The sequence below is a fragment of the Pseudomonas lactucae genome (genome assembly GCF_016937615.1).
Taxonomy (GTDB): Bacteria; Pseudomonadota; Gammaproteobacteria; order Pseudomonadales; family Pseudomonadaceae; genus Aquipseudomonas; species Aquipseudomonas lactucae.
The window spans coordinates 25,418-45,555 of record NZ_JAFHKI010000099.1 but is presented as its reverse complement, the minus strand read 5'-3'; the positions used below and the strand labels follow the sequence as shown (position 1 = coordinate 45,555).

The window sequence follows — 20,138 nt, the reverse complement described above, 5'->3', positions numbered from 1 at the left end:
AGCGAACCACCTGGCACCATGAAGCCAAGCATCGCCGGTGTGACCGTCGGCGGTAGCGTCAATTTATCGGTTTTCATGGCGTATACCGCGATCACATAGTTGTGGGTTTGCCCTTCGGGAGGGCAGGCACCCAGATAGCCGGGCATACCGTTGTCACCGCGTATCTGCAGCGTACCGGCGGGTAATGTACCACCGACGCTACCTGTGCCTTCCTTCAGTTCATTCACCGTTGCAGGCACGTTAGCCAGCACCCAATGCCACCAGCCCGAGCCCGTCGGTGCGTCTGGATCATACAGGGTCACTACAAAGCTCTGGGTGTCCGGCGGGGCACCGCTCCAGGAAATTTCAGGGGAGAGGTTCTTGCCGGTGCAGCCGAACACATTGGCAAATTGACGCTGTTGAAAATGCCCGTCCTGGACACTGCTGCTTTGCACCGTGAACGACTGGGCTTGTGCAGTGGCAGCGATGAGTGAAAGGGCAAAAAGGCCCGCGGCGACACATGGGTTTTTCATACCGACTCCTCTTGGTTTGGAGTGGTTAGTCTGGCGTGCCTGGTCAGCCAAGACTGTTTGTCAGCGCTCGATTTTCGTCGCAATCCAGTCAATATGCCTGGATCGTATGGGGTTTCAAGGGTGGTCGAGCGCGTCATCATCCGCTACCTCCCTGCACAAAAACGGGCAGTCGTTGTGCCATTTGGTAGCACATGGCTCTATCTGCACCGCGTATCTCGTCTGCACGTAAACGAAAGATCACATTGGAATCAGCCAGTTAACCCTGAAACAAGCCCGTTGGCACACATTCTGCTTTGTTGCATTCGTGGATAATTGGATACAAAAATACAAAGAGGCTGCCAATGCAATTTGCTCCCGCTTACGTTGACCGCCAGCCCCTCACTGCCGAGGAGGAGGCCTACAATTTTCTGCTCGATGCCATCTGCGGCGGTCGCTACCGCAAAGGCGATCGCTTGATTGCCGAAGATATCGCCAGCGAGATCGGCATGAGCCGCATGCCGGTGCGCGAAGCGTTTCGCCGCCTGGATGCCCAGGGGTTGGTGACACTAAGGCCTAACCGTGGCGCAGTCGTGAGCGGTCTGGATATCGACGAGCTGCACGAGGTGTTCGAGATGCGTAGCGCGCTTGAGGGCCTGGCCGTGCGCGTCGCGGTCAGCCGCATCGGCGAGCGCCAGATGGCGGCTCTGGAGCGGCTGCTGGACGAGATGGATGACTACCGCGACGAGAGCGCCGCGTGGGTCCGTCGCCACCGCGCCTTTCATGAATACCTGTGCAGCCTCAGCGGTCGCCCGCGCTTGATGAAGCAGATTTCAGCGTTGTATTCGCTGGTGGAAGCGCCCATGCGCTTGTGGTTGCAGCACAGCGAAAAACCCCTCAGCGCGCGCCAGGAACACGCGGTGATCCTCGACGCGATCCGCGCCGGTGACGCCGCCCGTGCAGAGGCGGTGGTGCGCGAGCACATCGAAGGCACCGTACCGGCGTTGAGTCACTTTCTGCGCTCGAAAAAATAATAGAGACGGGTCCGAACCCGTCCATGTTTTGACTTTAGTCCTGCCCCGTTATTCAACGAAGTGGAGTGTCTGGTCATGCATAAACAACGCCGCGCCTTGCTGGTGGCTGTAACCCTGGGTCTGTGCACACAATGGGCGCTTGCCGCGCCCCAAGTGCCGGAGCGCCTGCAAAAGGTCGACAAACTCACCTACTGCTCGGGGATGGATTCACCGCCCCTGGTGTCCTTCGACGAAGCCCAGAAACCGCGCGGCCTCACCGTCGACCTGGGCCTGGAAATCGCCAAGCGTCTGGGCGACAAACAGGTGCAATGGCGGGTGATTCCGTTCTCCGGCCTGGTGCCGGCGCTGCTCGCCCAGCAGTGCGACATGATCGTCGACCAACTGTTCGACAAACCCGAGCGCCGCCAGGTGATCGACATCGTCAACTACATGTATTCCAGCCAGTCGGTGGTGGTGCCCAAGGGCAACCCTAAAGGCATCAAAACGTTGGATGACCTGTCCGCACACAAGGTCGCGGTACTTAACGGCTCCACCATCAAGACCCTGCTCGATACCCAGAACGAAAACCTCGCCAAGGTCGGCAAGCCCCCGATGAAACTGGTGGTTTACAACACCGACACCGATGCCTTCCAGGCCCTGCGCATCAGCCAGGTCGACGCCTACGGCACCACCGTGGAAACCGCCGGTTACTACGCTGCGATGGCGCCGGAGCTGTTCCAGGAAGGCGTCCCGGCATTCAACCGCATCCTTACCGGCCTGGGCATGCGCAAGGATGATCCGCAACTGACCGCCGCCGTGCAGCAGATCATCAGTGACATGCGCAGCGACGGCAGCTACGTGCAATTGCTCAACAAATGGCATGTCAGCAGCGACACACTCGACTGAGGCAAAACGGCGATGAATTTCAATTGGGATGTGTTCTGGCAGTACCTGCTGCAGCCCAGCGGGGTGTACCTCACCGGGCTTTGGCTGACCTGCCTGATCAGCGTGCTGGCGATGCTGCTCGGCTGTGCGCTGGGGTTGGCGGCGGCGCTGTTGCGTCTGTCGAAGAACCCGCTGCTGCACCTGCCTGTACGCTTTTACGTGTGGCTGATGCGCGGCACGCCGTTGCTGGTACAGATCGTGTTTCTGTACACCGCACTGGCGGCGGGCGGGATCTTTCGCTTCGAGGACATCGAGCTGTTCGGCCTGATCGTTCCCGGCAATATCCAGGCGGCGATCATAGCGCTGGGCCTGAATGAAGGTGCGTACATGGCCGAGATCATCCGCGCCGGTATCGGCGCGGTGGACAAGGGCCAGTACGAAGCCGGACGTTCCCTGGGCATGGGCTTCGGCAAGCTGATGCGGCGTATCGTGCTGCCCCAGGCGTTCCGGGTGATCGTGCCGCCGCTGGGCAATGAGTTCAACGTCATGCTCAAGAACACCACGCTGGTCAGCGTGATCGGGGTGCAGGAGCTGCTGCTCAGCACCCAGATGATTACGTCGGCGACCTTCCGCGTGTTCGAGCTGTACCTGGTGGTCGCCCTGTATTTTCTGACGCTGACTACCCTGTGGGGCTTTTTCCAACACTGGCTCGAAAACCGCTTTGGCCAGTCCGACCGGCCGTCGATGCCGCCGCCGGCCGCCAGCCGCATGTTCGGCCGCGGCACCCTGAAACTACTGAGGGGACGTTAACCATGGCGCACCAAAGTGAAGAACTGATCATCGAGGCGTTGGACGTCCAAAAATCGTTCGGCGCGTTGCAGATCCTCAAGGGCATCTCCCTGCAAGTGCGGCGCGGTGAAGTGGTGGTGCTGATCGGTGCTTCCGGCTCCGGCAAGACCACCTTTATCCGCTGCATCAACCTGCTCGAAGACATCCAGGGCGGACGCATCCGCGTCAACGGCCGCGCCATGGGCTATCGCGAACGCAGCGACGGCAGCCTGGTACGCGACTCGGAGCGCAACATCGCGCGTCAGCGCCGTGACATTGGCATGGTGTTCCAGCGCTTCAACCTGTTCCCCCATATGACCGCGTTGGAAAACATCATCGAAGCGCCGATCCAGGTACTCGGCGTTTCGCGTGCCGAAGCGCTGGAGCAGGCGCGTGGTTTGCTGGCGCGGGTCGGTCTGGCGGACAAGGCCGGCCACTACCCGTCGATGCTTTCCGGTGGACAGCAGCAACGGGTGGCGATTGCCCGTGCGCTGGCGATGAAGCCCCAGGCCATGCTGTTCGACGAACCCACCAGCGCCCTCGACCCGGAAACCGTCGGCGAGGTCCTGCAGGTGATGAAGGAATTGGCCGAGGAGGGCATGACCATGGTGGTGGTCACCCATGAAATGGGCTTTGCCCGCGAAGTGGCCGACCGCGTGGTGGTGCTCGATCAGGGCGAGTTGATCGAGCAGGGGCCGCCGGAGCAGATTTTCAGCCACCCCAGCCATCCACGTACCCGGGCGTTTCTCAGCCGCGTGCTATGACCTTTTTTGAAGAGCTTTTGCCATGTTGAAATTCTCCGCTCACGAGTACCCTTATCCGTCGCAACGCCAGAGCGTGTTCGCCCGTCGCGGCATGGTCGCCGCTTCGCAACCGCTGGCGGCCCAGGCCGGCATCCAGATCATGCAGAAGGGCGGCAATGCCATTGATGCCGCGATTGCCACGGCGGCGGCCCTCACTGTCGTAGAACCCACCGGCTGCGGCCTGGGCGGCGACGCGTTTGCCTTGGTGTGGTGCAGGGGCCAGTTGCATGGCCTGAATGGCAATGGCCATGCGCCGGCGGCCTTGAGTATCGAGGCGGTCAAGGCGGCGGGGCACCCACAGATGCCGCTGTACGGCTGGACCCCGGTCACGGTGCCGGGTTGCCCGTCGGCGTGGGCCGAGTTGTCGAAACGCTTCGGTAAATTGCCGTTTGCCGATGTGCTGCAACCGGCCATCAGCCTGGCGCGCGACGGGTTCCCGTTGTCGCCGGTGGTCGCCCATCAATGGCAGATATCCTTGAACGAATTCAGCCCGCACCGCGATGACGTGTTGCAGGCCTGGTTCGACACCTTCCTGATCGACGGCGCGCGCCTCAAGCGGGGGAGATCTTCCGCAACCCGGCACAGGCCCGCACGTTGGAAGAGCTGGCCGCCACCGGCTGCGAAAGCCTGTATCGCGGTGCCCTGGCCGAGCGCCTGGACGCGCATTCGCGCGCCAGCGGCGGCTACCTGCGCGCCAGTGATCTCAAGGATTACCGTGCGCAGTGGGTCGAGCCGATCCATATCAATTACCGTGGCGTGGATGTCTGGGAAATCCCGCCCAGCGGCCAGGGCCTGGTCGCCCTGATGGCGCTGAAGATTCTTGAGGGATTCAGCTTCGATCATCGCGACAGCCAGCAGACCTGGCACCGCCAGCTGGAGGCGATGAAGCTCGCCTACAGCGACGGCCTGCACTACATCACCGACCCGGCGCACATGCGCGTGGCAGTGGCCGACCTGCTCAGCGACGACTACAGTACCCGCCGCCGTGGCCAGATCGGCGAGCAGGCCCAGCCGCCCAAACCCGGCGATCCCCATGCCAGCGGTACGGTGTACCTGGCCACGGCGGACGCCGAAGGCAATATGGTTTCGTTTATCCAGAGCAACTATCACGGCTTCGGCTCCGGCGTGGTGCTGCCCGACAGCGGCATTGCCCTGCAAAATCGTGGGCAGGAATTCAGCCTCGATGAGGCCCACGCCAACTGCCTGGCACCGGGCAAGAAAACCTTCCACACCATCATCCCGGGTTTTCTCAGCAAAGATGGCAAGGCTCTTGGACCGTTCGGCGTGATGGGCGGCTATATGCAGCCCCAGGGTCACGTGCAGATGGTGATGAACCTGGTGGACTTCGGCCTCAACCCGCAGGCGGCGTTGGACGCGCCGCGCTGGCAATGGTTGGGCGACATGAAGGTCGGCATCGAACATGGCGCGTCACGGGACTTGGTCAATGCGTTGGCGCGGCGCGGGCACAAGGTGCGGACCGACAGCGACCTGACCGACTATGGGCGAGGGCAGATCATCCTGCGTGACCCGGTCACCGGTGTGTTGTGCGGCGGCACTGAGCCACGGGCGGATTCGCATATCGCGGCTTGGTAGGCGCCTGCCCATCCGAAGGCGATGGCCGCGCAGAGCGGCCATTCATTTTTACTTGTCAAACACGCCGAGGTTCGCCCTCGGCCATTTCGCGCATCAGGCTCAGGTAACGCCGCGCGCCCAGCCCTAGCGGACGGTTTTTTACCCAGATGATATCGACCCATAACCGCATCTGACTCGGCATGTAGTCAAACACCACCTCCGTCAATGCGCCCGACGTGAGAAGAGGTTGTACCAGCGGCTGTGGAAGATAAGCCCAACCCAATCCTTGCTGCACCAGGTCCAGAGTGGCCAGGTAATTGTCGCTGTGCCAGATCCGCCGCGACAGCACAACACGTGGGTCAGAGTCTGCTGGTCCTCCGGTCGCAACGATGATCTGCCGAACATTGACCAGTTGCTCCTCACTCAAGGGGCTTTTTTGGCCGGCGGCCGCGGGATGATCTGGAGCAGCCACCGCGACTAACAACTGGCTCCCCGCCTCAAGAAACGTCTCGCGCTCGTCAAGCCCTGGTCGTTCGAACCCAAGCGCCAATTGCACACGCCCTTCATGGAGCATGCGCATCGCCTCGGGGTGCGACGCGGAGCGAATCTCGATCTCCAGCGTGGGAAACTCCCTGGCGATAATGGACAGCGGACGATTCCAGATGCCTGTTTGCAACTCCGGCGCCATCGCAAGGACCAGGCGCCCCTCCAACCCCTGATGAAGCTGCAGCGCATGGGCGTCCAGCAGGTTCAACTGGCTGGCGACCTGTCGTGCCTGTGGCTCGAGTGCCTTGGCGGCTGGCGTAGGAATGGCTTTGCGGGTTGATCGGTCAAAAAGCAACAAATCCAGCTCGGCTTCAAGCTGCGACACCGCCATGTTGATGGCCGAGGGGACCCGGCCTAATTTTCGAGCCGCGGCGGAAAAAGAGCCGCTGTCCATGACGCAGAGGAAGAGCTTAAGGGACTCACTGGTAAACGCCATGGTGGTCGTCAGTTTTTCTGATAATGGTCGTCTTTATTTATCAGGTTTATTGGCCTAGTTTCCACTCTCTTTCAAATTAAATACGTGGGACACACCATGTTGGGTCAAGAATTGAAGGGGCATGTGGCACTTGTCAGTGGTGCCGGGAGTGACTCCGGGATCGGTATGGCTATTGCTCGCAGACTCGGTGCATCCGGGGCGAAGTTGATCATCACTGCCAGTAGCAAGCGCATCGCGGACCGGGTTGAAGAACTGCGTCATGAAGGGTTTGAAGTTGAAGGCCGGCCAACTGATCTCACCGATCAAAGTCAGGTGCGTGACTTCAGCCTATGGGCCGTGTCAGTCTGGGGGCGGGTCGATATTCTGGTGAACAATGCGGGCATGTCCATGCAGGGCAGCCCTGAGATTTTCTCGGAATTGGCGACGATGGAACTGCATGACTGGAACCTTTCACTGGCCAGAAACCTGACCACTGCCTTTCTGCTGACCCGAGCCGTGTTGCCCGGTATGAAGGCGCGAAATTATGGGCGCATCGTCAACATCAGTTCCACTACGGGAACCCGCGGCAGCAATCCAGGCGAAGCTGCTTACAGCGCCGCCAAGGCCGCAATGATAGGCATGAACATGGGGCTTGCACTGGAAGTCGCCAGGCAAGGGGTGACTGTAAACAGCGTGGCGCCCGGATGGATCACCACCGGCTCGACGACGCCCGTTGAAGCGCAGGCGGGGCGCTTCACGCCGATGGGGCGGGCGGGCAATCCTCGAGAAGTGGCCGCGGCGGTTGCCTTTTTGGCATCGCCTGAATCCAGTTACATCACCGGTGAAGTTATTGTGGTGGATGGCGGCAACTGCCTGATCGAGAACAAAGCCCCTCAAGCCGCCTATTAAGTTTGCATACGCACCCACACGATTAACGAAAGTTCCTGGCGAGGCGCGGCTATAACCACGCTTTATGAAAGTGCGACCTATCAAAAAATAGGTAAGTTCACTCAAGCGTATTCGGCTGCCCGTCAATCATCGATGTTTAATTGATTTGATAACTGACATAGGGTTTTGATCATGTTGAAAAGTGGAATTAGTGAATCAGCAATTGCTGCTTTTACCGCCTCCGAACGTGCCCGTTTTATACAAAACAACCCAACGTCCATGGCGCTGGCCAAGCGTGCGAAGACGAATCTGCTCAACGGTGTGCCCATGCACTGGATGAGCGATTGGTCGATGCCTTCGCCGCTCTTCGTCAAGCGTGCCAAAGGGGCACGCTTCACTGATGTTGACGGTCATGAATACATAGACTTTTGCCTGGGCGACACCGGCACCATGTTTGGCCATTCACCTGATCCTATCGTCCGCGCCATCACCGAACAGGCCAATAACGGCTTGACCACGATGCTGCCGGGCGAAGACGCGGTGGTCTGTGGCGAGTTGCTGGCGCAGCGATTCGAGCTGCCTTACTGGCAGGTGACCGCTACTGCGACTGATGCCAACCGTTATGTGTTGCGCTGGGCGCGGGCTATCACTCAACGCAATGTCTTGCTGGTGTTCGACGGCTGCTATCACGGCACCGTGGATGACGTCATGGTGCGCTGCCGCAACGGCAAAACAGTGCACCGTTCAGGCCTTGTGGGCCAAGCCTACGACTTGACCCAATACAGTCGATCCATCCCCTTCAACGATGTTGCCGCGCTGGAGGCTGCTCTAGCCCAGGGCGATGTATGCGCGCTGATGTGCGAGCCGGCGATGACGAACATTGGCATGGTCCTGCCCGATCCGGGTTTCATGCAAAAGTGCCGAGAGCTGACCCGTCAATATGGCAGCCTGCTGATCATTGATGAAACCCACACAATTTCCACCGGCATCGGTGGATGCACGCGCCAATGGGCGTTGGATCCCGACTTTTTCGTGGTGGGCAAGCCCATCGCAGGTGGCGTGCCTTGCGCTGTGTTCGGCATGACCGAGCACGTTGCCTCGGCCATGCAAGACGCGCAGAAGACCGTCAGCGCAGACGGCGGTGGGCATGGCCACAGCGGTATGGGAACGACGCTGTCCGCCAATGCACTGGCGATGCGTTGCATGCGCGCCAGCCTCGAAGAGGTCATGACAGCGTCGGCCTACCAGCACATGCTGCCCCTGGCCTCGCGCCTGGCGCAGGGGTTTCGAGCGCTGTTCCAACGGCACCAGTTGAACTGGTCCGTCACCGAGTTGGGCGCGCGTTGTGAGTTTCAATTCTGTGCCACTTCGCCCAGGACCGGTGCGCAAGCCGAGGCGGCGTTTCATGACAGCCTTCAAATGGCCCTGCATCTCTACTTGATCAATCGCGGCATCCTGATCACGCCTTTTCACAACATGACCCTGTGCTGTCCACAAACAAGTGATGCCGATATCGACAGGCTGATCGGTGAGTTGGATAGCGCGCTGACTGCGTTGCTTGCTCTACCGGGCGCTCGGCTTATCCCTTCTTGACTGGGCGTCTGACGCTCCCACCGTTCTCAAATACAACAAGTCGCTTGAATGAGCGCTAAGAGGTTTGACATGCAATTTGCCGATAAAAAAGAAGCCCAGGATTATCTGGCCGCCCACCCTGAAGTGCTGAGCATCGAGCTGTTCCTAATCGATGCGAACGGTGTTCCACGGGGCAAGCTGTTGCATCGCGACGAGCTACTGGCGATCTATGAGAATGGTCGGCCACTGCCAAGTTCCATTCTCGCCTTGACCGTGCAGGGCGAGGACGTAGACGAGACCGGCCTGGTCTGGGATGTCGCTGATGCGGATTGCTGGACTTACCCCTTGCCGGGAAGCCTGACCCTGCAACCCTGGCGCAGCCATCCCACCGGTCAGGTGCAGGTGAGCCTGCACCCGACCCAAGGTCTTCCCGCCGCGCCCGCCGACCCGCGCCATGTCCTGGTGAACACCATCGAGCGGCTGAAAGCCGATGGATTCCATCCGGTCATGGCGGTTGAGTTGGAGTTTTACCTGCTGGACCGGCAACGCGACGTCAACGGTCGGCCGCAGCCGGCGCTGCAAACCAATGGCGTTCGCCCGGTTGCTCCGCAGGTGTATGGCGTCTACGAACTGGAGCAGGTTCAACCGTTTCTTGATGACCTCTACGCGGCGTGCGCGCTGCAAGGGTTGCCGGTACGTACGGCGATCTCCGAGTACGCTCCGGGCCAGCTCGAGTTGACGCTGGAACATCGTTTCGATGCACTCCAGGCCATCGATGAAGGCGTACGCTACAAGCGCCTGGTCAAAGGGGTGGCCAACAAACATGGGCTGCAAGCGTGCTTCATGGCCAAGCCATTCAGCGATCAGGCCGGTAGCGGCATGCATCTGCACGTCAGCCTGGCGGACGAGGAGGGGAACAACCTGTATGCGAGCGAAGACCCACAGGGCACGCCGCTGTTGCGGCACTCCATCGGTGGGATGATGGCAACCTTGTTTGACGCGCTGGCGATATTTTGCCCGCATGCCAACTCCTATCGCCGGTTTCAGAGCGGCAGTTACGCGCCACTGGCCAAAAGTTGGGGCGTCAATAATCGTACGGTGTCGTTCCGTGTGCCCGGCGGCCCCGCGATCAGTCGGCATATCGAACACCGCATTTGCGGCGCCGATGCCAACCCCTATCTCGCCGCCGCCGCGGTGCTCGCGGGCATTCACCACGGAATCACTCATCAAAGCGATCCCGGCGCGGCGATTGAGGGCAATGGCTACGAACAGGCGACTGATTTCCTCCCCACCGACTGGCTGACAGCGTTGCAGGCACTGCAACGTTCAACCTGGGCACATGAGGCGCTGGGTGCCGAATTCCTGAAGGTGTTTTTGGCGATCAAGTGGCGCGAGTTCCGTCAGTTCAATGCTGAAGTCGGGGAGCAGGACTGGCGTTGGTATCTCACGCACGCATGAATGGTGGCCCGTCAGCGGGCGTTGAAATACACCGCTGACGGCACCGGCTGCTGTGTATTCGACATGATAACTCCGCAAAGATAAGCGACACGCTGCGGCTGTGAACAACATCCTGGGCAAGTGAGCAGGCAAGTAAGCTAGTCTGTTCGCGCGATAGGCCGTCGGTATTCGCCGGCTTGAAAACAAAGGCGTTATCAATGTCGAAGCATTTGCTGTTGGGTTGGACCCGTTCCTTGTGCGTGCTTGCTGCCTTGAGCGGCGCGGCCACCATGGCAGTTGCTGTTGCGCCTGAAAATACCGCTACGGCGGCATCGGACGCGCGATCGGTGTCCCTGGCAGGCGGCAAGCTGAAGTTCGTGCTGAAAGGCGTCGAGGCCCGTACCTTGAACAGCGAGCACGGCGGCACGATGTACTTCGATCCGACAAGCGAGCGGGCCATCATCGTTACCGAAGGTCCGGCAACGACTGCGGGCACCACCCCGGACGCCGCGTTTCGCCTTGCCGTGGATACCTTGAAGGAAAAGCAGCAGGCCGCGTCACCCAACTTTCGCATGACCGGAGAGAAGACCATTCAAGTGAACGGCTTGAAGATGTACCGCCTGGACGGCACCGACGATTTTAACGGCCTGAAACTACTGGTGGCCTCGTTGATGACGATGAGCGATCAGAACATCACCATCATCGAAGTGATGTCCAGCGTAAACGACCCGGCCGGCCATACCGCTGCGTTGAAAAACATTCTGGGCAAGTAAACCGCAGGTTTCCGGATAGTAGGCTGTCGGCTCCCGACGGTCTGTCCATCACAAGGAGCCGGCATGAGCTCGTGCAAAGCCCCGGAATCACTACGTGGACTACGCGTAAATCTGCGCGTGCCAAGATGAAGCAAACGGCGGCAACGGCGCCGTCAACATGTCGCGTCATCTGTCTGAGATCCAACCGCCAGACCAGGCAATTTCTGTCGAGTATTCGGAAAGCACAGTCATCGCGAAAAACTCCGGGATTCTGACAAATCAGTTGTGTGATTGAAGAGAGCTGAGCGCCAACGTTACGTTGTATTACTCAAGCTGAGCGGCACCGGAGTTTCGAAGCCTATCGAGGTATCCGGGTTGCATGCATGTCTTTCCCGCGAAAGCAGTGGCGATTGCATCCATGAATATCCGCGTCCGTTTGGCTACCAGTCTGGGCACCGAATATAGTAGGTGGACTTCAGCAGTGGGAAGCGGATGACAGGGAAGCAGCGCCTTCACGCGACCTGCGCGAAGATATTCTTCAAAGATCCAGACGGGAGCAAGGCCGATGCCGATACCCTGGCATACGGCGCTCACAATTGCCTCGTGGTTGTTGAGGCGGTACCGACCCGTTATGTTGATCTCGTTGCCAACGAAAGGCCAGAGACCTCCGTTGGGCAAACGGGTGTTGAGTATGCACTCATGGTTCATCAAGTCTTGTGGAGTGTGAGGCTCGCCATGACGTTCGAGGTATTCGGTGCTGGCGAAAACGGCGCGCTCGGATACGCCGACCTGTCGTGCAATGAGCATGTTGCTCTTCAGGTTACTCACGCGCACGGCCAAGTCGAAGCGCTCTGCGAGTAGATCGACGTATTTGTCGGACAGATGCAATTCAACATTCAGATGCGGGTACCGCTGCACATGCAGAAAACCGACGACCATCTAGCAATTCACGCGCATCAAATCACGGAGCTCGTTTTCGCCGGACCACCGATTCGGCCTCGTCGATGGCGTCAAGAACACGAAGGGCTTCGATGTAGTAGCGCTTCCCTTCGGTCGTCATCGATAGCTTGCCTGTAGTTCGGTGCAACAGGCGCAGGGCCATCTGTCGCAACCGGCGACACCAGGCCCAAAGCTTTCTTCAGTTCGGCATGATGTTGGTGCCGCTACTGAGGGTGGGGCCGGCGGAGTGTAAGCGTCCGGCCAAGTCATCTATCCAGACCCGCAGTCAATACGTGGGTTGAGATCTAGTCGCTGCGCCAAACAGCTCGTCATTGCCTAGATGGGGAAACCACATCTTGCCAGCCATCTATTAATTCCATATTTTGCGCAACGAGCCGGCAGGGATTGCCAGTCGCCTTGCGACAATTGCTAAGGGCCTGCTGTCGCGCTATTTGAGTGAGCGCGCGCCGTAGTACCAATAAATGCTGCTACTCTCCTTGGACATTGCCATGGCTTTCTCGGTAACGCTTTGAAGATAAGCCTCAGCGCCCGCACGGTCTTCGGGCACCAGCTTCGAAAGCAGCGGCATTAGTGCGCTGTCGTCCATGGCAGGAAACCAATTGCTAGCTACATGGCTTTGAAAATCCGTACGGTGACAGCAGCAGATGCAGAAGCCATACAGCGCATTTATGCCGTCATAGTTTCGAACACGGCGATCTCCTTCGAAGAGACCCCGCCAAGCGTTGAGGAGATTTCTCAGCGGATAGCGACGACACTTCAGACATATCCCTACCTTGTGGCTGAAGAGGGTGGTGAGATCAAGGGCTACGCATACGCAAGCCAGCATGTGCACGTGCAGCCTACCGATGGGCTGTTGACGTGACGGTGTACATAGCCGAATCGGTTCGCCATCAGGATGTTGGCCGCAAACTTTATAAGTCTCTGCTTCCGATACTTGAGAGTCAGCGGTTTCGCGCCGCTTACGCTGGAATTGCGCAGCCCAATGAAAGCAGCGTGGGGCTGCACGAATCGCTAGGGTTCACCCACATCGGCACATATCCAGAGGTAGGGTTCAAGCTTGGAAAATGGCACGACGTCGGCTACTGGCGGCTCGGCCTTTGCCAGGCGACTCTATTCTCTTCCCGAGCTTGGAGTCGCATCACTGTAGGCTCACTCGACTGTTCAGGGCGCGCTATCAGACTCCGCCTGTGAGATACGTTTGCACTTGCTTGACTACATCTCGAGCGGTGCGGGTTACTCCGATCAATGTCGCAGAGGCGAGCCCCGTCCAATCGCCGTATCCCAACAGCCACAGATTGGGTGAAGCAACACTCCGGTTTTCGTTCACAGCCACTTTGCCATCCTGGCCTACAATGCCCAGGCTGTTCAGGTGGTCGAGCGCTGGAGAAAACCCAGTGCACCAGATGACGACATCCACCGCTGTTTCGTCTCCTGATGACCAAACAACGCCTGTTGAAGTGAAGTGCGTGAATGGCCGTACTGCGCTCAATACACCGCGTTCACGAGCGTCCTTCACCGATGGCACCATTACGATGTCGCCCAGCCCCCCAGCGGGTTGTTCAGGCTCGACACCTTCCTGTTGCGCCTTCAATCGAGCAGTAGCTCGTTCGAACAGGACGCGCCCATCAACCTCATCAGGTAGAAACTTTGGGGCCTCTTGAGTTACCCAGATTGCCTGAGCCACTTTAGAAACCTCGGCGTAAATCTGGGCTCCCGAGTTGCCACCACCCACGACAAGGACGGTTTTCCCCTCAAACTCATCCGGCCCAACGTAATGAGCGGAATGAAGCTGCTGCCCTACGAACAACTCCTGTCCGGCATAGCTAGGGGTAAATGGCCGGCTCCAGGTGCCTGTTGCACTGATAACCGCCTTGGCATCCCAGTTTCCATCCCCGGAGACAACCCGTAATCCTTCTTCGATTTTTTCGACACGGGTCACCCTGGTGGATCGGATGATGGGGAAGTCATATCGACGCTCGTACAGAGTCAGATAGTCGATAACATCGTCACGGTGAGGCGTTTCTTCTGATACGGCAGGCATCGGCCAGCCCGCAATCGAGCTCCATGCCGATGGAGAGAAGAGTCGCAGCGAATCCCAGCCGTGCCGCCAGGCACCTCCTGGTGCAGACTCCGCATCGAGCAGCACGTAAGACAAGCCTGACCGCTTCAAAAAATAGGCGACTGTCAGCGCGGATTGTCCACCGCCAATGACCACAACATCAAGTTTCGAATTTTGACTCACCAGCATCCTCCAGGCTCAATTGCGGCATCTCACCGTTGTCGTATCAGACTCTGCGACCGTGCTCATCAATGACCACTTGGCCGTCCTCTTTGACGAAACTCCCACGCTGCTCTTGCGGTAACAACTCGAGCACAGCTTCTGACGGACGACACAAACGCGTCCCCAAAGGCGTCACGACGATGGGGCGATTGATTAGGATAGGGTGAGCCATCATGGCATCGATGAGCTGTTCGTTCGTCAGCGATGCATCGCCCAATCCCAGCTCTTCGTACGGAGTGCCTTTGATACGCAAAAGAGCCCGCACCCCGATACCCGTATCCCCGATGAGCCTGGCAAGTGTGGTGCGATCAGGCGGGGTCTTCAGGTACTCGATAACCGTCGGTTCTTCCCCGCTATTACGGATCAGCTCCAAGGTATTTCGAGAAGTGCTGCATTCGGGGTTGTGGTAAATCGTGATCTGGCTCATATCGCTTCCTCGTGCTGACGTTAGATGGAGCGCTGGTTGACGCGCTTGGAAAGCTCTTCGGCGGACTCTTTACGCTCGGAGTACCGATCAACCAAATAATCCTGGCGATCCCGCAACAGCAGCGTGAACTTCATCAACTCCTCCATCACGTCCACCAGTCGGTCGTAGTACGAGGACGGTTTCATACGGCCTGCTTCATCGAACTCGGTGAACGCCTTGGCCACGGAAGACTGGTTAGGGATGGTAAACATCCGCATCCACCGTCCAAGTACCCGCAGTTGGTTAACCACGTTGAAGGATTGGGAGCCGCCACAGACCTGCATCACAGCTAGGGTTTTGCCCTGCGTAGGTCGTACAGCACCTATCGCCAGCGGAACCCAGTCAATTTGGGCTTTGAATACTGCGCTCATGGAGCCGTGACGCTCAGGGGAGCACCACACCTGTCCCTCAGACCATTGCATCAGCTCGCGCAGCTCAGAGACCTTTGGATGTGTATCGGGAGCGTCATCCGGAAGCGGCAGACCCGATGGGTCAAAGATCTTGGTTTCAGCACCAAACTCATTCAACAGGCGTGCCGCCTCTTGCGTGACTAATCGGCTAAATGAGCGCTCTCGCGTTGATCCATACAGCAGAAGAATGCGAGGTTTATGGAGCGAAGGCGTGCGAGGCGACAGTTGCTCCAGCGACGGAATGTCGATCAGGTCGGCGTGTACGTTCGGCAATGCGTCTTGCATATAAACTCCTACGGCGGCGCCTGGTTGGGTGCCGCCTCGGTTGATCTTTAAAGCGAACCGATGCGGTTCAGTTCAGCTTTCAACTGTTCAGCGCTGATGGTCTTCAGTGGCAGCGCAAGAAATGCGCTCACGCGCTCGTGAATTTTGGCGAGTGTAGTTTTAAAAGCTGCGCTGATCTCGGCTTCCGAACCGCTAGCGTCAGACGGGTCGGCCAGACCCCAATGCGCCTTCAAAGCTGGCCCAAAGAAGATTGGGCATGCCTCACCCGCAGCCCGGTCACAGACAGTGATCACAATGTCGGGAGGCGAGCCTTCAAAAGCATCCGAAGCCTTGCTGCTCAAGCCCGCCGTGGAGATACCCGTCGCCTCCAGCGTTTGCAATGCCCGTTGATTCACCCGGCCACTGGGAAAGCTTCCTGAGCTGACGGCTTCTATACCCTCAGGCGCCAAGTGGTTGAAAAGCGCCTCGGACAGAATGCTGCGGCAGCTGTTGTGGGTGCACATGAACAAGACTTTCATCAGACGATTCCTTGATTCAAAAACTGAGGCGCAGTGCCAGGGCGGACAATGTGGCGACGAGGATGGGCACGGTCAGCACGATCCCGGTCTTGAAGTAGTAACTCCAGCTGATCGTTATATTTTTCCGGGCGAGCACGTGCAGCCACAACAGAGTTGCCAAGCTCCCAATTGGGGTGATCTTCGGGCCCAAATCGCAGCCGATGATGTTGGCGTAAATCATCGCTTGCTGGACTACACCATCGACTTCGGCGGCATGAATGGATAAGGCGCCTACCAGAACGGTGGGCATGTTGTTCATGATCGAAGACAGCAACGCTGTCAGCAGACCTGTACCAAGGGACGCACCCCAAACGCCATAACCGGCGAACACGTTCAGGATCTGCGCGATGTGGTCGGTCAGGCCGGCGTTCTTCAGGCCATAAACAACCAGGTACATACCCAAAGAAAAAATCACCACCTGCCATGGCGCCTCTTTGAGCACCTTGCCTGTGTTGATGGCGTGACCACGAGCCGCGATGACGTAAAGAATGAATGCACAGACCGCTGCAATGGCGCTGATTGGCACCCCCAATGGCTCAATGACAAAGAACCCGATCAGCAGTAGTGCCAGCACCCACCAACCAGCTACAAAAGTGGCCCGGTCGTGGATCGCCTCGTCCGGATTGTCCAGTTGGTTGAGGTCATAGGTCTTTGGTAAATCTTTGCGGAAAAACCACAGCAACATGGCTAATGTCGCCGCCACGCTGACGATGTTTACCGGCACCATGATCGAAGCATATTCGTTGAAGCCGATATCGAAGTAGTCGGCAGAAACGATGTTGACCAGGTTGGAAACCACCAGCGGTAAGCTCGCCGTATCGGCGATAAAACCGGCTGCCATAACGAACGCCAACGTAGCAGCAGGAGAAAAACGCAGCGCCAGCAACATCGCGATCACAATGGGTGTGAGGATCAATGCTGCTCCGTCATTGGCGAACAGGGCCGACACCACTGCGCCCAGCAGGACGATAAATGCGAACAGCTTGCGGGTGCTCCCGCCTCCCCATCGGGCCACATGCAACGCAGCCCATTTGAAAAAGCCTGCCTCATCAAGCAACAGACTAATAATAATGACCGCGATGAACGTTCCGGTAGCGTTCCAGACTATGCGCCAAACCTCTGGTATGTCGGCAAGAGTAACGACGCCTGCCAGCAACGCCACGATGGCACCCAACGTGGCACTCCAACCAACTCCGAGCCCCTTGGGCTGCCAGATAACGAGCACGATGGTGGCGATAAATATCAATACGGCAATCAGCATTTCGTTAATCCGGTTGGGCGTGAATCAGCTGCACACGGCCTGGTTGATCGGACGTTCGTTCATACCGCAGAGGCGTTTAGTCTCGGTTTCCAGCCATTGCTGATTGGCGTCTACGACTTCTTTCAAAACCGCAGTTACCCACGCAGGCAAATCGGGATTCAGGCGGTAGTACACCCACTGACCCTGGCGACGATCCATCAGCAAGCCTGCTGAACGAAGCAGCGCCAAGTGACGAGAAATTTTGGGCTGATTCATCTCAAGAGCGGCTGTCAGCTCGCAGACACATAACTCGCCTTCACTCACGACGAGCAGCGAAATTTTTGCTCGGGTGTCATCCGACAGGCACTTGAATAAAGTGGTGGGGTTCATGGGTTCTGTCATAGATCCTCCAGGTGTTTGGTCTTGACCAAAACGAAGAGCTTGATGCGCTCGTGGATGTCGTGGAGCGTATGGCGAAATGCGCCAGGATCATCGCTGGTTACTGGGTCAGGAAAATCCCAGGCAATGACTTCACCTGCGCTGGGCATTGGTAGGCATTCGCTTGCGGATTTATCACAAAGAGTGATTACGTAATCAAATCGATCAGCTTGAAACTCGCTGATGGACTTGCTGCGCAGGCCCGTTGCATCGACTCCAACCGCCTCCAATGCTTGAGTCGTGCGCAGATCAACCTCAGACGGTTCAGATCCTGCGCTGAAGGCCTCGAAGCGCGGGTCGGTGTGCCGCAGCAAAGCCTCTGCAAGCAGGGAGCGGGCTGAGTTGGCAACGCACACGAAAAGCACGTTGATAGCAGGGCTCATGGTGGAGCTCGATACATATGGAAAATCGAATATACGCTTTGGCGAATATTCGGTAAAGCGAATATGATGTCTGCTGTTTCGGCATGTGCCCTAACGCTCCATGCGTGTAGGCATAACGGAGATGAGAGGATGGAGGGGGATATGATGATCCAGGCAACGGAAATAGCCGGTGGGCAGTCGCAGCGCTTTCGCGATGCGCTGAAATCTGCTGACCTTCCAGCAGACGATATTGATCTTCCAGGCCGAACCTTTTTTGAGTTCACACTGGACAGTGAGACGGTCGCATGGGGAGGATTCGAAACGCATGGTACGGACGGGTTGTTGCGTTCTCTGGTCGTAGTGTCGACATACAGATCGAAGGGGGTCGGTGTCGCGGTGCTTCGGGTCATTGAAGCGAAAGCCGCCGAGCAGGGAATCGCTCGATTTCATTTGCTGACAACAACTGCGTCAGGCTTTTTTGAGCAGCAGGGCTATGCAGCAAATCAACGAGGCTCTGCGCCGCCTCTGATTTCTCAGACGGAGCAGTTCATGGGGCTTTGCCCTGGCTCGGCTTGCTACATGTGCAAGGCATTATCTGCGAATGCACGAAAGTAGCTGATCACCTTGGTGATGGCTTTTAGCCTCGATGCCAGCTAGATTTGGAGCTTTCTACGATCAAGGATGGATATGAAAAAGCTCATCGCAGTAATAGGGATCTGTGTCGCACTTGGCGGTTGCGCTACATCCCACTACACCGCAGGACGAGACTTTCCGTCGGCCAGTGTAGCGAGCATCACCAAAGGCAAAACGACGACTACTGAGTTGAAGTCCCTGTTTGGTGAGCCCTACGCCAAAAGCGCAGTCAGCGAGACTGACGAAAAGTGGATCTACACCTACACCAATGGCTCAGCCCATGCCCAAAGCTACGTTGTCACCATGAAGGTGACGACTACGGGCACTCAGAAAACTCTCGATGTCTTGATCCGAAATGACATAGTCATCAACTACACGTTCAGCGAAGGCCCCGCTCCAGGCACTACCACTGCGACGAACTAAGTTCAGACACACCGATGTCCTGAGCCAATTTGACCATCGGCGTTTCCCATACCTTTTAGAACAGTTCCGCAATGGTGAAGGTCACTAATGTGTACATGCAGTCTGCCATCCCAATCTATCGCGAGTTTAGGTTAACTCGGTCGGAGCGGATGTTAAATTTCAGAAAATTTTGGGCACAAGCAGTCCACTTGGCGGGCGTGTTGCGCTGGTGCTGAAAGGGCATCATCGACCAGGTCGACGTCTTCCCACCGCATCTGCACTAATTCACCAGGGCGGACCGGCAACATGACCAGCAGGCGCATCGCCGTAACAACGCTGCCGTTGCTGCATGCTGCATTCATCCAGTAGCAACAGGAACCTTCCCAGATCCGCGGGCCTTTCGATCGCTGGATTGCTGGTCACAATATGGCGGATCTTCAACTCTTCGATGTTGCTGAGCGCCACGTTGCGCGCCACCCAGCCTCGCCCTTCGGCAAAGCCCAGGACGGCACGGATGACGGTGCGCACGCGCCGCGCCATGGCCATGATGCGCTGGCGGCGCAGCTCGGTGATGATCGTGGTGATGTACTCCAGTTTGATCTCGCTGACGGGTTTTTTGCCAATGGCAGGCAAGATGTGGCTGTTAAGCGCTCCGCTAAACCCCGAGATTGATTTAGTCACCAGTTCGGCAGATTTGAACGCCAACCATTGCTCGGCCACGTACGCGAAGGTGCGCTCTTCATTGAGCAACTGTGCCTCGATCTTGGCGGTCTTTGCCTTTAGCGGGGCGGTGTGGTTAGCCACATCACGGCGTGCGCCGCGGGCAATGTCTCCATTGGATTTAGACGGACGGCTTTGGATTAAAAACAGAATAACCTATTGTTACTAAAAGCTTTTTTTGATTC

Annotated in this window: 22 protein-coding genes and 3 pseudogenes; 12 read left to right on the top strand and 13 right to left on the bottom strand. The window is 57.9% G+C overall.

Annotation, left to right across the window (positions count from 1 at the left end; genetic code table 11):
• Positions 1–512 (bottom strand): YbhB/YbcL family Raf kinase inhibitor-like protein (locus JWR98_RS18515; RefSeq protein WP_205490765.1); only part of this gene is annotated, 512 nt, incomplete at its 3' end.
• 341 nt (positions 513–853) lie between these two features.
• Between JWR98_RS18515 and JWR98_RS18510 the strand changes: the two genes are divergently transcribed.
• From JWR98_RS18510 to JWR98_RS18490, 5 genes and pseudogenes are all read left to right on the top strand, one after another.
• Positions 854–1,522 carry a GntR family transcriptional regulator gene (locus JWR98_RS18510; RefSeq protein WP_003174044.1) on the top strand — a complete coding sequence of 223 codons (669 nt, stop codon included), beginning with the start codon at positions 854–856 and terminating at the stop codon, positions 1,520–1,522.
• Between the two features lie 75 nt (positions 1,523–1,597).
• Entirely contained in the window at positions 1,598–2,407 is an 810-nt protein-coding gene (locus JWR98_RS18505) for an ABC transporter substrate-binding protein (RefSeq protein WP_205490763.1), read from the top strand.
• A 12-nt stretch (positions 2,408–2,419) separates the two neighbouring features.
• Positions 2,420–3,196 (top strand): amino acid ABC transporter permease, encoded by a 777-nt coding sequence (locus JWR98_RS18500; RefSeq protein ID WP_205490761.1) that lies wholly within the window; start codon positions 2,420–2,422, stop codon positions 3,194–3,196.
• Between the two features lie 2 nt (positions 3,197–3,198).
• On the top strand, positions 3,199–3,978 hold the full coding sequence (locus tag JWR98_RS18495) for an amino acid ABC transporter ATP-binding protein (RefSeq protein WP_078733327.1): 780 nt from the start codon (positions 3,199–3,201) through the stop codon (positions 3,976–3,978).
• A 22-nt stretch (positions 3,979–4,000) separates the two neighbouring features.
• Positions 4,001–5,610, top strand: a pseudogene (locus JWR98_RS18490) (gamma-glutamyltransferase family protein).
• A 55-nt stretch (positions 5,611–5,665) separates the two neighbouring features.
• Here the strand turns inward: JWR98_RS18490 and JWR98_RS18485 are convergent.
• A complete protein-coding gene (locus JWR98_RS18485; RefSeq protein WP_078733325.1) occupies positions 5,666–6,571 on the bottom strand; it encodes a LysR family transcriptional regulator in 906 nt (301 codons plus the stop codon).
• A 96-nt stretch (positions 6,572–6,667) separates the two neighbouring features.
• Between JWR98_RS18485 and JWR98_RS18480 the strand changes: the two genes are divergently transcribed.
• The 4 genes from JWR98_RS18480 to JWR98_RS18465 all read left to right on the top strand — a co-directional run bounded on the left by JWR98_RS18480 (position 6,668) and on the right by JWR98_RS18465 (position 11,220).
• On the top strand, positions 6,668–7,459 hold the full coding sequence (locus JWR98_RS18480; RefSeq protein ID WP_205490759.1) for an SDR family NAD(P)-dependent oxidoreductase: 792 nt from the start codon (positions 6,668–6,670) through the stop codon (positions 7,457–7,459).
• 171 nt (positions 7,460–7,630) lie between these two features.
• On the top strand, positions 7,631–9,031 hold the full coding sequence (locus JWR98_RS18475; RefSeq protein WP_205490757.1) for an aspartate aminotransferase family protein: 1,401 nt from the start codon (positions 7,631–7,633) through the stop codon (positions 9,029–9,031).
• A 69-nt stretch (positions 9,032–9,100) separates the two neighbouring features.
• Complete coding sequence (locus JWR98_RS18470; RefSeq protein ID WP_078733323.1) at positions 9,101–10,468, top strand: glutamine synthetase family protein; 1,368 nt, start codon at positions 9,101–9,103, stop codon at positions 10,466–10,468.
• A 197-nt stretch (positions 10,469–10,665) separates the two neighbouring features.
• Positions 10,666–11,220 (top strand): DcrB/PsbP domain-containing protein, encoded by a 555-nt coding sequence (locus tag JWR98_RS18465; protein ID WP_078733322.1) that lies wholly within the window; start codon positions 10,666–10,668, stop codon positions 11,218–11,220.
• A gap of 303 nt (positions 11,221–11,523) precedes the next feature.
• Here the strand turns inward: JWR98_RS18465 and JWR98_RS18460 are convergent, their stop codons facing one another.
• From JWR98_RS18460 to JWR98_RS29525, 3 genes are all read right to left on the bottom strand, one after another.
• Entirely contained in the window at positions 11,524–12,138 is a 615-nt protein-coding gene (locus JWR98_RS18460) for a substrate binding domain-containing protein (protein ID WP_078733320.1), read from the bottom strand.
• 22 nt (positions 12,139–12,160) lie between these two features.
• The gene (locus JWR98_RS18455) at positions 12,161–12,301 is read right to left on the bottom strand and encodes a LysR family transcriptional regulator (protein WP_143480868.1); all 141 of its coding nucleotides are present in this window, start codon (positions 12,299–12,301) and stop codon (positions 12,161–12,163) included.
• A gap of 285 nt (positions 12,302–12,586) precedes the next feature.
• On the bottom strand, positions 12,587–12,745 hold the full coding sequence (locus JWR98_RS29525) for a hypothetical protein (RefSeq protein WP_225908775.1): 159 nt from the start codon (positions 12,743–12,745) through the stop codon (positions 12,587–12,589).
• A gap of 24 nt (positions 12,746–12,769) precedes the next feature.
• Between JWR98_RS29525 and JWR98_RS18445 the strand changes: the two are divergent.
• A pseudogene (locus JWR98_RS18445) lies at positions 12,770–13,350 on the top strand (arsinothricin resistance N-acetyltransferase ArsN1 family B).
• Here the strand turns inward: JWR98_RS18445 and JWR98_RS18440 are convergent.
• Genes JWR98_RS18440 through JWR98_RS18410 form a run of 7 tightly spaced genes read right to left on the bottom strand, consistent with a single transcriptional unit; the run spans position 13,334 to position 18,219 of the window.
• Entirely contained in the window at positions 13,334–14,407 is a 1,074-nt protein-coding gene (locus JWR98_RS18440) for an ArsO family NAD(P)H-dependent flavin-containing monooxygenase (RefSeq protein ID WP_078733319.1), read from the bottom strand. The pseudogene JWR98_RS18445 and the gene JWR98_RS18440 overlap by 17 nt on opposite strands.
• 37 nt (positions 14,408–14,444) lie before the next feature.
• Entirely contained in the window at positions 14,445–14,867 is a 423-nt protein-coding gene (arsC, locus tag JWR98_RS18435; RefSeq protein WP_205490755.1) for an arsenate reductase (glutaredoxin), read from the bottom strand.
• A 20-nt stretch (positions 14,868–14,887) separates the two neighbouring features.
• Complete coding sequence (gene arsH / locus JWR98_RS18430) at positions 14,888–15,601, bottom strand: arsenical resistance protein ArsH (protein WP_078733317.1); 714 nt, start codon at positions 15,599–15,601, stop codon at positions 14,888–14,890.
• A 47-nt stretch (positions 15,602–15,648) separates the two neighbouring features.
• Positions 15,649–16,119, bottom strand: coding sequence for an arsenate reductase ArsC (locus JWR98_RS18425; RefSeq protein ID WP_078733316.1), 471 nt, complete (start codon positions 16,117–16,119; stop codon positions 15,649–15,651).
• Between the two features lie 16 nt (positions 16,120–16,135).
• Entirely contained in the window at positions 16,136–17,419 is a 1,284-nt protein-coding gene (locus JWR98_RS18420) for an arsenic transporter (protein ID WP_078733315.1), read from the bottom strand.
• 24 nt (positions 17,420–17,443) lie between these two features.
• Positions 17,444–17,800 carry a metalloregulator ArsR/SmtB family transcription factor gene (locus JWR98_RS18415; RefSeq protein WP_078733314.1) on the bottom strand — a complete coding sequence of 119 codons (357 nt, stop codon included), beginning with the start codon at positions 17,798–17,800 and terminating at the stop codon, positions 17,444–17,446.
• Positions 17,797–18,219, bottom strand: coding sequence for an arsenate reductase ArsC (locus JWR98_RS18410; RefSeq protein WP_205490754.1), 423 nt, complete (start codon positions 18,217–18,219; stop codon positions 17,797–17,799). Before JWR98_RS18410 ends, JWR98_RS18415 begins: the two co-directional genes overlap by 4 nt.
• Before the next feature lie 141 nt (positions 18,220–18,360).
• Between JWR98_RS18410 and arsN2 the strand changes: the two genes are divergently transcribed.
• Positions 18,361–18,813: an arsenic resistance N-acetyltransferase ArsN2 gene (gene arsN2 / locus JWR98_RS18405; RefSeq protein ID WP_225908774.1), complete on the top strand. Its 453-nt coding sequence runs from the start codon at positions 18,361–18,363 to the stop codon at positions 18,811–18,813.
• A 72-nt stretch (positions 18,814–18,885) separates the two neighbouring features.
• Positions 18,886–19,254, top strand: coding sequence for a hypothetical protein (locus JWR98_RS18400; RefSeq protein WP_078733312.1), 369 nt, complete (start codon positions 18,886–18,888; stop codon positions 19,252–19,254).
• 227 nt (positions 19,255–19,481) lie between these two features.
• Here JWR98_RS18400 and JWR98_RS18395 read toward each other — a convergent pair.
• Positions 19,482–20,058, bottom strand: a pseudogene (locus JWR98_RS18395) (tyrosine-type recombinase/integrase); the annotation flags it as partial.
• Positions 20,059–20,138 lie beyond the last annotated feature (80 nt).